This window comes from Streptomyces buecherae (assembly GCF_014295035.1).
GTDB classification, from domain to species: domain Bacteria; phylum Actinomycetota; class Actinomycetes; order Streptomycetales; family Streptomycetaceae; genus Streptomyces; species Streptomyces youssoufiensis.
This window is the reverse complement of the sequence record NZ_CP060404.1, coordinates 3815405-3828875: the sequence shown is the minus strand read 5'-3', so window position 1 is coordinate 3828875 and position 13471 is coordinate 3815405. Positions and strand designations below refer to the sequence as shown.

The 13471-nt window shown below is 73.9% G+C and carries 6 protein-coding genes, 4 tRNA genes and 2 pseudogenes; 6 read left to right on the top strand and 6 right to left on the bottom strand.

Features of this window, described 5'->3' with window-relative positions:
- Positions 1 to 6: 6 nt before the first annotated feature.
- A complete protein-coding gene (gene hrpA, locus H7H31_RS33915; RefSeq protein WP_232109850.1) occupies positions 7 to 4458 on the bottom strand; it encodes an ATP-dependent RNA helicase HrpA in 4452 nt (1483 codons plus the stop codon).
- 304 nt (positions 4459 to 4762) lie between these two features.
- On the opposite strand from hrpA, the gene H7H31_RS14515 reads away from it, so the two are divergent.
- Both H7H31_RS14515 and H7H31_RS14510 read left to right on the top strand, forming a co-directional pair.
- The gene (locus H7H31_RS14515) at positions 4763 to 6085 is read left to right on the top strand and encodes an ABC-2 transporter permease (protein WP_232109848.1); all 1323 of its coding nucleotides are present in this window, start codon (positions 4763 to 4765) and stop codon (positions 6083 to 6085) included.
- A gap of 206 nt (positions 6086 to 6291) precedes the next feature.
- Positions 6292 to 7218 (top strand): NADP-dependent oxidoreductase, encoded by a 927-nt coding sequence (locus H7H31_RS14510; protein ID WP_187059669.1) that lies wholly within the window; start codon positions 6292 to 6294, stop codon positions 7216 to 7218.
- An 85-nt stretch (positions 7219 to 7303) separates the two neighbouring features.
- On the opposite strand, the gene H7H31_RS14505 is transcribed toward H7H31_RS14510, so the two are convergent.
- The 3 genes from H7H31_RS14505 to H7H31_RS14495 all read right to left on the bottom strand — a co-directional run bounded on the left by H7H31_RS14505 (position 7304) and on the right by H7H31_RS14495 (position 7588).
- A tRNA-Phe gene (locus tag H7H31_RS14505) sits at positions 7304 to 7380 on the bottom strand.
- 20 nt (positions 7381 to 7400) lie between these two features.
- Positions 7401 to 7475 (bottom strand) — tRNA-Asp (locus H7H31_RS14500).
- Between the two features lie 40 nt (positions 7476 to 7515).
- Positions 7516 to 7588: transfer RNA gene (locus H7H31_RS14495), tRNA-Glu, on the bottom strand.
- A gap of 213 nt (positions 7589 to 7801) precedes the next feature.
- Here H7H31_RS14495 and H7H31_RS14490 point away from each other — a divergent pair.
- From H7H31_RS14490 to H7H31_RS14475, 4 genes and pseudogenes are all read left to right on the top strand, one after another.
- Positions 7802 to 8068 (top strand): annotated as a pseudogene (locus tag H7H31_RS14490) (metallopeptidase family protein); the annotation flags it as partial.
- On the top strand, positions 8060 to 8365 hold the full coding sequence (locus H7H31_RS34995) for a metallopeptidase family protein (protein WP_372456036.1): 306 nt from the start codon (positions 8060 to 8062) through the stop codon (positions 8363 to 8365). The pseudogene H7H31_RS14490 and the gene H7H31_RS34995, both read left to right, overlap by 9 nt.
- Before the next feature lie 1067 nt (positions 8366 to 9432).
- A complete protein-coding gene (locus H7H31_RS14480; RefSeq protein ID WP_222624833.1) occupies positions 9433 to 12009 on the top strand; it encodes a DEAD/DEAH box helicase in 2577 nt (858 codons plus the stop codon).
- Positions 12010 to 12181: 172 nt separating this feature from the next.
- A tRNA-Lys gene (locus tag H7H31_RS14475) sits at positions 12182 to 12257 on the top strand.
- 100 nt (positions 12258 to 12357) lie between these two features.
- Here the strand turns inward: H7H31_RS14475 and H7H31_RS14470 are convergent.
- Both H7H31_RS14470 and H7H31_RS14465 read right to left on the bottom strand, forming a co-directional pair.
- Positions 12358 to 12543: pseudogene (locus tag H7H31_RS14470) on the bottom strand (GNAT family N-acetyltransferase); the annotation flags it as partial.
- Positions 12544 to 12786: 243 nt separating this feature from the next.
- Entirely contained in the window at positions 12787 to 13422 is a 636-nt protein-coding gene (locus H7H31_RS14465) for a hypothetical protein (protein WP_187060199.1), read from the bottom strand.
- Positions 13423 to 13471: the final 49 nt, after the last annotated feature.

The following is a 13471-nucleotide window of genomic DNA, read 5'->3' as shown; positions in this document are numbered from 1 at the left end:
GCGGGGTCAGGGAGCGGCGGCGGTCACGGCCTTCACGATCCGCTTGTCGGAGATCGGGTACGCCGTGCCCAGGGCGTGGGCGAAGTAGCTGACCCGCAGCTCCTCGATCATCCAGCGGATCTCCAGCGCCTCCCGGGGCACGGGCCGGCCCGGGTGCTTGAGCTCAAGCTGTTCCAGCAGCCACAGGTACTCGTCGCGCATGTCGTGCACCTTCGCCATCCGGGCGCGGTCCCGCTCGGCGTTGTGCGGCAGTTGCTGGAGACGGCGGTCGACGGCCACCAGGTAGCGCATCAGGTCGGGCAGCCGCCGTACGCCGTGCTCGGTGACGAAGCCCGGCTTGACCAGCGCGGCGAGCTGCTCCCTGATGTCGGCCAACGACGGCGCGAGGACCACGCTCGTGGTGGCCTTCAGCCGCCGCTCGCACGCCTGCCAGGCGGCCAGCACCTCGCGGACCTTGCGGATGGTGTCCATCGTCACGTCGGTCACGTCCGCGCGGACGGCGTCGAAGAGCTTGCGGAAGGACTCCTCGTCCCACGCCGGACCGCCGCGGGCCGCGATCAGCCGGTCGGTGGCCGCCGCGACGCAGTCGTCGAACAGGGCCTGCACGCTGCCGTGCGGGGAGCGGGACAGCGCCAACTTGGCCCCGTTGTCGAGCTTGCCCTGCGCGAACTTGGCCGGATTTGACGGCAGGTTGAGCAGGATCAGCCGACGGGTGCCCGCCCACATCGCGCGCTCCTGCTCCGCCTCGGTGTCGAAGAGGCGGACCGCCACCGAGGCGCCCTCGTCCACCAGCGCCGGGTACGCCTTGACGGGCTGGCCGCCGCGCCGGGTCTCGAAGGTGCGCGGCAGGGAGCCGATCGTCCAGGAGGTGAGCCCCGAGCGCTGCTCGATGCCCGCGCTCTCCTTCGAGGTGGCGAACACCCTGGTGATCGCGGCCTGCGTCTTGGGCTGGAGGGACGCCTTGAGGGCGACCAGGTCCTTGTCCTCGGCGAGCTTGCGGCGCCGCTCGTCCACCACCCGGAAGGTGATCTTCAGGTGGTCGGGGATCTTGGTGGTGTCCCAGTCGTCGGGCGTGATCGTCACGCCCACCATGCGTTGCAGCTCCCGGCCGAGCGCCGCCGTGAGCGGGCCCTGCGGCTCGGCGCCGCTGAGCCCCGCCGTCGGCCTGACCCGCTCCAGGAAGCGCCGGGCGTAGTCGGGCGCCGGCACGTAGTTGCGGCGGATCGGCTTGGGCAGCGAGCGGATCAGCTCCGTCACCAGGTCCTGCCGCAGGCCCGGGATCTGCCAGTCGAAGCCGTGGTCCTCGACCTGGTTGAGCACCTGGAGCGGGATGTGCACGGTCACGCCGTCCGCGTCCGCGCCCGGCTCGAACTGGTAGGTCACCCGGAACTTCAGCCGGCCCTGCCACCAGGTGTCGGGGTAGGCGTCCTTGGAGATGCCCTGCGCCCGCTCGTTGATGAGCATCGACTTCTCGAAGCTGAGCAACTCCGGCTCGTCCCGGCGTTTGTGCTTCCACCAGGAGTCGAAGTGCGCGCCGGACACGACGTGTTCGGGCACGCGCTGGTCGTAGAAGTCGAAAAGGGTCTCGTCGTCGACCAGGATGTCGCGGCGCCGGGCCCGGTGCTCCAGCTCCTCGACCTCGCCGAGCAGCTTGCGGTTGTCGTGGAAGAACTGGTGGTGGGTGCGCCAGTCGCCCTCGACCAGGGCGTTGCGGATGAAGAGGTCACGGCTGGTGATCGGGTCGATCCTGCCGTAGTTGACCTTGCGCTGGGCGACGATCGGCACGCCGTAGAGCGTGACCCGCTCGTACGCCATGACCGCCGCCTGCTTCTGTTCCCAGTGCGGTTCGCTGTAGGTGCGCTTGACCAGGTGCTGGGCGAGCGGTTCGACCCACTCCGGCTCGATCCTGGCGTTGACCCGCGCCCACAGCCGCGAGGTCTCCACCAGCTCGGCCGACATGATCCACCGCGGCGGTTTCTTGAACAGCGCGGAGCCGGGGAAGACCGCGAACTTGGCGTTGCGCGCCCCCAGGTAGTCACCCTTGCCGCGGGGCTTGTCGGAGCCCTTGGCCGACGTCTTGGCGCCGGCCTTGGCCGGGTCCTCGGCGATCTCCTTGAGCCCGATGTGCGAGAGCAGCCCCGCCAGCAGCGACTGGTGCACCTGGTCGGCGGGGATCTCGGTGTCCGCGGCGGACACCTCGATGCCCATGGACTTGGCCACCGTACGCAACTGGCTGTAGATGTCCTGCCACTCGCGTATCCGCAGGTAGTTCAGGAACTCCGAGCGGCACATCCGGCGGAAGGCGGAGGACGACAGCGCCTTCTGCTGCTCGCGGACGTACCGCCACAGGTTGAGCAGGGCCAGGAAGTCGCTGGTCTCGTCCTTGAAACGGGCGTGCTGCTGGTCGGCCTGCGCCTGCTTGTCGGCGGGGCGCTCGCGCGGGTCCTGGATGGACAGCGCGGCGGCGATGACGATCACCTCGCGCGCGCAGCCGTTGCTGTCGGCGGCCAGGATCATGCGGGCCAGGCGCGGGTCGACCGGGAACTGCGCCAGCTTGCGGCCCAGCGGGGTCAGTTGCTGGCCACGGCCCTTGCGGCCCGGGCCGCGCCCGCCGCCGCGCCCCCTGCCGCCGCGCCGGTCCGCACGGTCGTCGCCGCGGTCGTCGGCGGGCGGTCGCGCGGCGGCCGGCTCCTCGCCGTCGCCCGGCTCGCCCTGCTCGGCGGGCTGGTCGGAGGTCTGGTCAGCGCTCTGGTCGGCGGTGCTTTGGTCGGCGGTGCTCTGGTCGGCGGGCTGCCGCTGGGGCTCGATGGCGCCCAGCTCGTGCAGCAGGTCGATGCCGTCCTTGATGTTGCGCCGGTCCGGCGGGTCGATGAAGGGGAAGCGCTCGATGTCGCCGAGCCCGGCCGCCGTCATCTGCAGGATCACCGAGGCCAGGTTGGTCCGCAGGATCTCCGCGTCGGTGAACTCGGGGCGGGTGAGGAAGTCGTCCTCGGAGTACAGCCGGATACAGATGCCGTCGCTGGTACGGCCGCAGCGGCCCTTGCGCTGGTTGGCGCTGGCCTGCGAGATCGGCTCGATGGGCAGCCGCTGCACCTTGGTGCGGTGGCTGTAGCGCGAGATGCGGGCGGTGCCGGGGTCGATCACGTACCGGATGCCGGGGACGGTGAGCGAGGTCTCCGCCACGTTGGTGGCGAGCACGACGCGGCGGCCGGTGTGGCGCTGGAAGACCCGGTGCTGCTCGGCGTGCGAGAGGCGCGCGTACAGCGGCAGGATCTCGGTGTGACGCAGCTTCTTCTTCTCCAGCGCGTCGGCCGTGTCGCGGATCTCCCGCTCGCCGGAGAGGAAGACGAGGATGTCGCCCTCGCCCTCGCGCTGTAGCTCGTCCACGGCGTCGCAGATGGCGGTCACCTGGTCGCGGTCGCCGTCCTGGCCGCCCTCTTCGAGAAGCGGCCGGTAGCGCACCTCGACCGGGTACGTACGCCCGCTGACCTCGATGATCGGCGCACCGGCCGGCTCGGCACCGGCCCCGGGGGCGGCGGGCGCCGCGCCAGAGCTGGAGGCGTCGGCGGTGGGCGCTTCGGCGCTGGGCGCACCCGGCGTACTGGCCACGTCCGGGGCGCTGGGCGCGTCGTCCCGCGTGCGCCGGCTCGCGCCGCGCTGGGGACGGCCGCCGCCGCGCGCCTCCCGGCCGCCGGCCGCGCCCGTCGCGCCGCCGCCGACTGTGGCGAAGCTCGCGAAGTGTCGGGCGAACCGCTCCGGGTCGATGGTCGCCGAGGTGACGACGACCTTGAGGTCGGGGCGGCGGGGCAGCAACTGCGCCAGGTAGCCGAGGATGAAGTCGATGTTGAGGCTGCGTTCGTGCGCCTCGTCGATGATGATCGTGTCGTACTGGCGCAGCTCGCGGTCGGTTTGGATCTCGGCCAGCAGGATGCCGTCCGTCATCAGCTTGACCAGCGTGTCCGGGCCGACCTGGTCGGTGAACCGCACCTTCCAGCCGATCGTCTCGCCGAGCTGGGTGCCCAGTTCGTCGGCGATCCGCTCGGCCACCGTACGGGCCGCGATCCGACGCGGCTGCGTATGCCCGATAAGCCCGCGCACGCCGCGGCCCAGCTCCATGCAGATCTTGGGGATCTGGGTGGTCTTCCCGGAGCCGGTCTCGCCCGCGACGATCACCACCTGGTGGTCCCGGATGGCCGCCAGGATGTCGTCCTTCTTCTGGCTGACCGGCAGCGACTCGGGATAGGTGATCTTCGGGACGGCGGCGCGGCGGTGGGCCACCCGCCGTTCGGCCTGCTCGATCTGGCCGGCGATCTCGGCGAGCACGGCCGCGCGGGCCTCGGGCTGACGAATCCGGCGCGCACCGTCGAGTCGGCGCCCCAGCCGCTGCGCGTCGCGCAGCATCAGCTCGGGAAGCCGCTCCAGCAGGGCGGGCAGGGCAGGGGCAGGCTGAGTGGACATACGCGGCCAAGGATCTCACCTCGCCGAAAGAGCTGGCGAACCATTTGTGCCCCGGCGCCCGCGCCGAGGCGAGGAACGACCGCTCGCGGCCGGATCACGCCCCTCCGGCCGGGCCAGCGCCCGGTCCGCGCCCTGACCTCCGCCGGAAGCGCGCCACGGCCCCGGACGCGCGCCACAGCCCCGGGCGCGGGCGCGCCCCTGGCGATGAGGGCCGCGCCCCCGAACATCCGGGTGGCTCGATCCGGGCGACTCGGTCCGGGTGACTCGGGAGGAATGTCCGCGATGGGTGGCTTAGCGTGACGTCATGGACGACCCGCGTGAACGGCCCGTCCCGGGCGAAGAGGCCGACCCGGACCGCCCCGCGGGCACCCCGGCCGGGCCGCGCGCCGACCCGACCACGCCGGGCGGCGGGCCGGAGCCGCCCGTGCCCCCGGCGGCGGATCGGCGGTCGGCGGCGGCCGAGCCGTCGGCGACCGGGCAGCCGGCAGCGGACCGGCATTCGGCGGCGGCCCGGCCCCCGGCCACGGCCCGGCCCCCGGCCGCCGGCGCGCACCCCGAGGCGCGCGGGGCGCCCGGCGGGCGTTCGCGGTGGGCGGCGTTCAAGGACTCGCCGTTCTTCCCGGCCGCGGTGCTGGTGGTCATCCTGGCGGCGGCTGCCGGCCTGTTCGCCGGCTCGTACACGTACGTGATGGCCAACCCGACCCCGCACCACGTGCCGACGGCGGTGGTCGGGGCGAGCGACAGCCCGCGCGGCAAGGCGTTCGTGCGCGGCATGGAAGAGGCCCTGGACGCCTCGCTCGAACTACGCGAGTACGCGACGTACGCGCAGGCCAAGCGGGCCGTGGACGAGCAGCGGGTGTTCGCCGTGCTGTACGTCCACCAGCCCGTCGGCGGCCGGCCGGGCGGCGCCGGGGACCGCGTCGAGCTGGACGTCTCCGGCGCCTCCGGGGCCTCGGTCGCGGAGATCTTCGCGACGGCGGGGCTGCGGGTCGGCGCGCGGGTGGGGGTGCCGGTGACGGTGCGGGACCTCAACCCGCTCCAGCGGGGCGACCCGCGCGGGCTGGCCATCTTCTACATCTCGCTCGCCGCGGTGATCATCGGTTTCGTCGGCGCGATCCAGCTCAGCGTGCACGCCCGCGCCCTGAACCCGGCGGAGCGGATCGGCTTCACCGCCGCGTACGCGCTGCTCGGCGGGTTCGCCATCGCGGCGGTGGTGGACTGGCTGCTGGACGCGCTGCACCTGCCGTTCGTGGAGTCGTGGCTGATCCTGGCGCTGACGCTGTTCGCGTCCGGGATGGTCTTCACGATGTTCAACACCCTCTTCGGCCGCTGGGCCATGCTGCCCACCTGGGGGCTGATGGTGCTGCTCGGCAACCCGTCGTCGGGCGGCGCCGTCTCCTGGCCGCTGCTCCCCTCCGTACTGGGCCACATCGGCCGCTGGCTGCCGCCCGGCGCGTCGGTGAACGCCCAGCACACGGCGGTCTACTTCGGCGGCCACCAGCACGCCTTCCCGTTCCTCGTGCTGGCCGGCTGGGCGGTGGTGGCCAGCACGGTCTTCTGGGTCTGGCGCCACCGCCACCCGGGCGGCCGTGCGGCGCCGGCGCCTTCGGACGCGCCGGCGGCCTAGCGTGGAAGAAGCCCACCCGGCACGCGCCCCACCCGGCACGCACCGCACCCCACCCGCCACGCGCCCACCTGGCGCACCGCCCGCCCACCCGCATCCGACCCACCCGCACCCCACCCCGCACGCATCCCATCCGCGCCCACCCGCGCCCATCCGCCGGGCCGCCGCGAGAGTGGCCCGGCCACGCGAACCCGAGGAGCAGGAGCATCGTGAAGGCTGTGAGCTACCGCGCGTACGGCGGACCCGAGGTCCTGGAGTACGGCGAACTGCCCGACCCGAAGGTGGGGCCCGACTCGGTACTGGTCGAGGTCAGGGCCGCCTCCGTGAACCCGGTCGACTGGAAGGCGCAGGCCGGCCACCTCAACTCGCTGCTCGACGTCGTCTTCCCGGTGGTCCCCGGCTGGGACGTCGCCGGCGTCGTGGTCCGCGGCGGCCTGGACACCCCGGAGTTCGAGGAGGGCGACGAGGTCATCGGCTACGTGCGCAAGGACACCCTGTCGGGCGGGACGTTCGCGCAGTACGTGGCCGCCCCGGTGCGCACCCTGGCCCACAAGCCCGCCAGCCTCACCTTCGAACAGGCCGCCGGACTGCCGCTGGCCGGGCTCACCGCGTACCAGGCGCTGACCAAGGCGCTGCGGGTGCGGGAGGGGGAGACCCTCCTGGTCCACGCGGCGTCGGGCGGGGTCGGCTCGCTGGCCGTGCAGATCGGCCGACACCTGGGCGCCCGCGTGATCGGCACGGCCAGCCCCCGCAACCACGACTTCGTGCGCTCCCTGGGCGGGGAGCCGGTCGCCTACGGGGACGGGCTCACCGACCGGGTGCGCGGACTGGCGCCGGACGGCGTGGACGCGGCCTTCGACCTGGTGGGCGGGGACGCGGTCACGGTCTCCGCCGACGTGGTGAAGAACCCCCGCCGGATCGCCTCGATCGTGGACCCCGCGGTCACCCCGCTGGGCGGACGCTACCTGTGGGTCCGCCCGGACGCGACCGACCTGGCGGCCCTGTCCGCCATGGTCGACGCCTGCGGCCTCACCGTGCCGGTCGCGGCCACCTTCCCGCTGGAGCGCACGGGCGACGCCCAGCGCCTGAGCGCCGAGGGCCACGTCCGGGGCAAGGTCGTCGTCACCGTGTCGTGAGACCCGGGCTCCGCCCTGCCCTGTGGTACGCACGCGAGAGGGCCCCGGCCGGTTAACCCGGTCGGGGCCTTCCCGCTTCCTGCGGTGGTGGCTGGGGCCGGGGTCGAACCGGCGACCTATCGCTTTTCAGGCGATCGCTCGTACCAACTGAGCTACCCAGCCACGCAACCTCGCGGTTGCAGCGGTCCTGACGGGATTTGAACCCGCGGCCTCCACCTTGACAGGGTGGCGAGCACTCCAAACTGCTCCACAGGACCAAGCACACGTGCGAGCACTAGTCTCGCACATGGTGTTGCGTGCCCCCAACGGGATTCGAACCCGTGCTACCGCCTTGAAAGGGCGGCGTCCTGGGCCACTAGACGATGAGGGCTGATGGCCCACCTGGGCGCCTTCCGGCGCCGTCGGGGACGTGAGAAGCATATGGGATGCCGACGGGGATCGCCAAAACGGTTACCCGCGCGGTGCGGGCGGGGGTGACCTGGGGCGTCGCGGCGGTGCGCGGGCGACGGGTGGTTTGGGGTGTGCGGGGGGTGTTCGACGCACGCGTGGGGCGCGGACGGGGCGCCTGCCCGACAATGGCCGGGTGCTGGAAATGACGCGTGAGGAGTTCGAGGAACTGGTCGCCGAGGCCCTGGACCGCATTCCGCCCGAGCTGACACGGCTCATGGACAACGTGGCGGTGTTCGTGGAGGACGAGCCGCCCGCGGAGGATCCGGAGTTGCTCGGGCTCTACGAGGGGACGCCGCTGACCGACCGGGGCGAGTGGTACGCGGGCGTGCTGCCGGACCGGATCACCATCTACCGGGGGCCCACGCTGCGGATGTGCGCGGGCCGCGAGGACGTGACGGCCCCGGATCCGACCGGGGCCGGGGAGCCGCCCGAGGGGGTGGCCCCGGGGGCGCGGGAGGCGCCGGAGGGGGCCCGGGTGCCCGTGGTGGGCGAGGCCGGCGCCACGGCCGGGCCCGCGGCGGGGCAGGGGGCAGGGTCGGGAGTCGAGCCGGGGGGCGTTTCGGTCGGGGGGCGCGGCGGGCCGTCGGACGCCCTGCGGGACGCCGTACGCGACGAGGTGGCCATCACCGTCGTCCACGAAGTCGCCCACCACTTCGGCATCGAGGACGAGCGGCTGCACGAACTGGGTTGGGGATAGCGCCCCGTTCGGCCCGGCTCCGGCCCCGGCCGGCCCGCCGGCGGTCGGGGGCGGTCGGAGGTGGTCGCGTGCGGCTCGGGCGCGGCGCGGGTGCGCGGTCCGGGGGGTTTCCGGGGTGTGGGAGTGCCGTGGCTCGTGCGGCGCGTGTCCTGGGTGGGGCGGGGCCAGTTGGGCAGGTGGCCCGCACCGTGCGCCGGAAGGTAACCCACTCATGCCCGGAATGTCCGCCTGTGCTCCTCGTGTTCCCCGCGCTCCGCGCACCGTGTCCCGCGCCGTGGCGCGTACTCCGGCGCGTGCCGCGGCCGTCATGCTCGCCGTCATGGCGTTGGCGGGCTGCATGAGCGTTTCCGAGCCGGACCGCTCACAACCGGCCGGCGGCGAGGGGAGGAGCGGGCAGCCGGACGGCGCGCTGCCGGGCCCCGACGGCGGTGCCGTGCTCCCCGACGGGGCGCGCCGGGGGGCCGCGCAGCCGCGGCCGGACGGCTCCGGGAGCGCCTCGGCGTCCGCCGAGCCGGACGCCGAGCGGGCGGACGCGGAGCGCGGGCCCGAGGGCGGCGAGGGCGGGGACGAGCCGGGGGAGGCCGGGCGGCCCTCGCAGGCGCCGCCGCCCGCCGCCGACCCGCCGACCCGGCCCGATGCGCCCGCCCCGTCGCCCACGGGCTCGGTGCCCCGCCCGCGGCCGACCACGCCGCGGGCGAGCAGCCCGCCGCCGGAGCCCACCCCTCCGCGCCCCGACGACCGCGCCGACCACCTCGCCGCCCCCGAGTACGCCGCCGCCGGCCGAGGGCACCGATCCGGCTCCCCAGCCGAGACCGCTGCGCGAGCGGTGAGCGCCTGGCCCGGGGCGCGGAGGGGTGTGGAGGCGGGATTTGCCTTCCTGGGGGCGGGGTGCGTATGGTGGTAGATCGTTTGATCCCATTTGCCCGGCCGACTTCGGAGAACCCTCCCGGAGCGCGCCGCGTGGCGCGTTCCTTTCCTTGCCGTGGCTGACCGCATCGAGGCGGTCGTTTGCGAAATCACACGGAGTCTGGGCGCGTGCCGTAACTCCGGAAGGTTTCGCGTTTCGCATGTCCATTTCTGCTGAGCACACCGTCATGCCCGAGGTCGAGGAGACCGGCATGATCCCCGAGGCCGCCGCGACGTTCGTCGCCGAGGTCGACGCCGCTGACGCCCCCGTCGCGGCCCCCGCCGAGCCTGTCGCGGCTGCCGCCGAGCCCGCCGTGGCCGCCGAGCCCGTCGCCGCTACCGAGTCCGCAGAGCCCGCCGAGTCCGCCGCCGCGGGCGAGGACGAGGGTGTGGGCGAGGTCACCGCGTCCGACGAGGCCGCCGACGAAGCCACCGCGTCCGACGCCGCCGACGACGACGAGGACGCTGAGACGTCCGTCACGTTCGCCACCCTCGGGCTGCCCGAGCAGGTCGTCCGCAAGCTGAAGCAGAACGGCGTCACCACGCCGTTCCCGATCCAGGCCGCGACCATTCCGGACGCGCTGGCCGGCAAGGACATCCTGGGCCGAGGCCGTACCGGCTCCGGCAAGACCCTCTCCTTCGGCCTCCCGCTGCTGGCCCAACTCGCCGGCGGTTTCACGGAGAAGAAGCGGCCCCGTGGCCTGATCCTGACCCCGACCCGCGAGCTGGCCATGCAGGTCTCCGACGCGCTCCAGCCGTACGGTGACGTGCTCGGCCTGAAGCTCAAGGTCGTCTGCGGCGGCACCTCGATGGGCAATCAGATCTACGCCCTGGAGCGGGGCGTGGACATCCTGGTCGCCACCCCGGGCCGACTGCGCGACATCATCAACCGTGGCGCCGCGACGCTGGACCGGGTGCAGGTCGCCGTGCTCGACGAGGCCGACCAGATGGCCGACATGGGCTTCCTGCCCGAGGTCACCGAGATCCTCGACCTGGTGCCGTCCGGCGGCCAGCGGATGCTGTTCTCCGCGACGCTGGAGAACGAGATCGACACCCTCGTCAAGCGCTACCTGTCCAACCCGATGACGCACGAGGTGGACGCGGCGCAGGGCGCGGTCACGACCATGACGCACCACGTGCTGGTCGTGAAGCCGAAGGACAAGGCGCCGGTCACCGCCGCCATCGCGGCGCGCAAGGGCCGCACCATCATCTTCGTCCGCACCCAGATGGGCGCCGACCGCGTCGCCGAGCAGCTCGTGGACGCGGGCGTACGCGCGGACGCGCTGCACGGCGGCATGACGCAGGGCGCGCGGACCCGGACGCTGGCCGACTTCAAGGACGGTTACGTCAACGTCCTGGTCGCCACGGACGTCGCCGCGCGCGGCATCCACGTGGACGGCATCGACCTGGTGCTGAACGTGGACCCGGCCGGTGACCACAAGGACTACCTGCACCGCTCCGGCCGTACGGCCCGCGCGGGCAAGAGCGGCACCGTCGTCTCGCTGGCCCTGCCGCACCAGCGCCGGCAGATCTTCCGCCTGATGGAGGACGCGGGCGTCGACGCCTCGCGTCACATCGTCGGCGGCGCCGGCGCGTTCGACGACGACGTGGCGCGCATCACCGGTGCCCGTTCGCTCACCGAGGTGCAGGCCGAGTCGGCGGCGAACTCGGCCAAGCAGGCCGAGCGCGACGTGCAGGACCTCACCCGCCAGTTGCAGCAGGTGCAGCGGCGCGCGACCGAGCTGCGCGAGGAGGCCGACCGCCTGCTGGCCCGCGCGGCCCGCGAGCGCGGCGAGGACCCGGCCGCGGCCGTCGCGGCGGCCGCGTCCGCCGAGGCCACCACGGTGACGGAGACCGCCACGGCCGATGCCCAGGACGGCGGCGCGGACGCGTCCGCCACCGCCCCCGCGACCACCGCCCCCGCGACGCGGGAGCACACCGAGCAGCAGGCCGCGGACGCCGCGCCGAGCCGCCCGGAGCAGGAGCGCGGCGGTTACGAGCGCCGCGACGACCGGGGCAACTTCGAGCGCCGCGACCGCCGTGACGACCGCCCCCAGGGCGGCTTCCGTCGCGACGACCGCTCCTCCGGCAACTTCCGTCGGGATGAGCGTCCGTCGGGTGGTTTCCGGCGTGACGACCGGCGGGACGACCGGCGTGATGACCGTGGTGGTCGTTCCTTCGAGCGTCGGGATGAGCGTCCGCAGGGTGGTTTCCGTCGGGATGACCGTCCCTCCGGTGGCTTCCGCCGCGACGACCGCCCCTCGGGCAACTTCCGTCGGGATGAGCGTCCGTCGGGTGGTTTCCGGCGTGACGACCGTCGGGATGACCGGCGTGATGACCGTGGTGGTCGTTCCTTCGAGCGTCGGGATGAGCGTCCGCAGGGTGGTTTCCGTCGCGACGACCGTCCCTCCGGTGGCTTCCGCCGCGACGACCGTCCCTCCGGCGGTTTCCGGCGTGACGACCGGCGTGATGACCGTGGCGGCCGTTCCTTCGAGCGCCGCGACGACCGCCCGCAGGGTGGCTTCCGGCGCGACGAGCGTCCCTCCGGCGGCTTCCGCTCGGATCGCCCGTACAACCGTGACCGCCGCGACGAGCGCCCCGCCGGCGGCCACCGCCCGGCCAACGGCGACCGCCCGCACGGCCGCCGCGACGACCACCGTGGCGGCACCGGCACTGGCACCGGCACCGGCACCTTCGGCCGCCGCGACGACAAGCCGCGCTGGAAGCGCAACGGCTGACCGGTGAGTGAGTGACGGGGCCCGTATGGCACGGTGGTGTGCTGTACGGGCCCCGTCGCTCGCGCCGCGGGCGCGGCGGCGGTACGCGTACGCACCCCGCGCGGCCTCGTGCGGCGCCGAACTCCTTATGCGCTCGGGGCTCGGCAGACGGCCGGGCTATGCTGCGTGGTGCGGGCCATTAGCTCAATTGGCAGAGCAGTGGACTTTTAATCCATTGGTTCAGGGTTCGAGCCCCTGATGGCCCACCAGCCGGATCGCCCGGAACCCCGGTCAAGTAATCCTTGGCCGGGGTTTTTCGCGTCTTCCGCGCGGCCAGCGCGGCCAGCGCGGGGTCGCGGGGGCGGGCCGTCACAGGGGGTTGAGCAGCATGAGGACCTCGTCGCGGTCGTCCGTGGGGGACAGCCGCAGGGCGGCGGGCCAGCGGCCGACCTCCCGCCAGCCGAGCCGTCCGTAGAAGGTCTCCAGGCCGGCTCCGCCGCGCACGGCCAGACGCAGTTGTTCCAGGCCCATCTCGTCGCGGGCGATCCGGCGGGCCGCCCGTCGTCCAGGGCCACCAGCAGCCGGGAGGTCCGCCGGGAAGTCGGTGGTCATGGCGCCGCAGTCTCGCAGCGACCACTGACAAGCGGCCCACGGGGCGGGTTTCCTGGGGGCGCCCGAGCGTCCGGACGCCCGGACGAACGAACGAACGGGCGGCGCGGCGCGGCAACGCATGCGGCCGACGGGGCAGACCGGAGGTGGATACGGGCCTCGCGGTCAGTCCCCGCGTACGGCCGACCCTCAGCGAGTCCGACGCGTCCCCGGCGTCGCGACGCGCAGGCGTAGGCCCGAGCGGAGGTGGCAGAGGCCGGCGCTGTGGCGGGCGTGGGTGAGGGGGCCGGTGTACAGGGCGGTCAGTACCGCGCGGGGGTCGGCGCCCGCGTCGAGCACCACCGTCATGCGGGCGCGCGGGCGGCGTGGGCCGCCGGTGAGGCGTACCCGGGCCCGCCGTACCCCGGGCAGGTCGGTCACCTGCGCGGCCATCACCCCGGACAGCGCGGAGGTGCGCAGCGTCGGGGCGTGCGGGGTGGGCTTGGCGCGTGCCGGGGCGCCGGGGGCGGGGAGATGGAGGCGGCGCGGCTCGCGCGGGCCGGTCTGGGCGAGGAGCCAGCCCGCGAGGAGGAGCAGACCGAGCGTCAGGCAGCCGAGGACGGCGGCTGGCCACCAACCGTGGTCGCGCAGCCCCGTCGCCTCCAGCCGGTCGGTGAACGCGGCGCGCGGGTGCCCGCTCGGCCACCACGACGGGAGCGCGAACGGCAGTTGGCCGCGGGCGTCGAGCCCCGCCACGGCCACCCAGCAGCCGGCCGCCAGGCCGGCGATCCCGAGCAGGGCCAGCAGGGTCCTGTTCAGCCAGTGGCGTCCACGACTGACCTCCATCGGCTCCTCCTCCTTCTTCTTCCTCTTCTTCGCGTTCTCCGCGTTCGTC

What these genes read in the sequence shown, in the direction of transcription:
- hrpA (WP_232109850.1), bottom strand. Translation starts at nt 4,458, where the DNA reads ATGTCCACTCAGCCTGCCCCTGCCCTGCCCGCCCTGCTGGAGCGGCTT.
- H7H31_RS14515 (WP_232109848.1), top strand. Translation starts at nt 4,763, where the DNA reads ATGGACGACCCGCGTGAACGGCCCGTCCCGGGCGAAGAGGCCGACCCG.
- H7H31_RS14480 (WP_222624833.1), top strand. Translation starts at nt 9,433, where the DNA reads ATGTCCATTTCTGCTGAGCACACCGTCATGCCCGAGGTCGAGGAGACC.
- H7H31_RS14465 (WP_187060199.1), bottom strand. Translation starts at nt 13,422, where the DNA reads ATGGAGGTCAGTCGTGGACGCCACTGGCTGAACAGGACCCTGCTGGCC.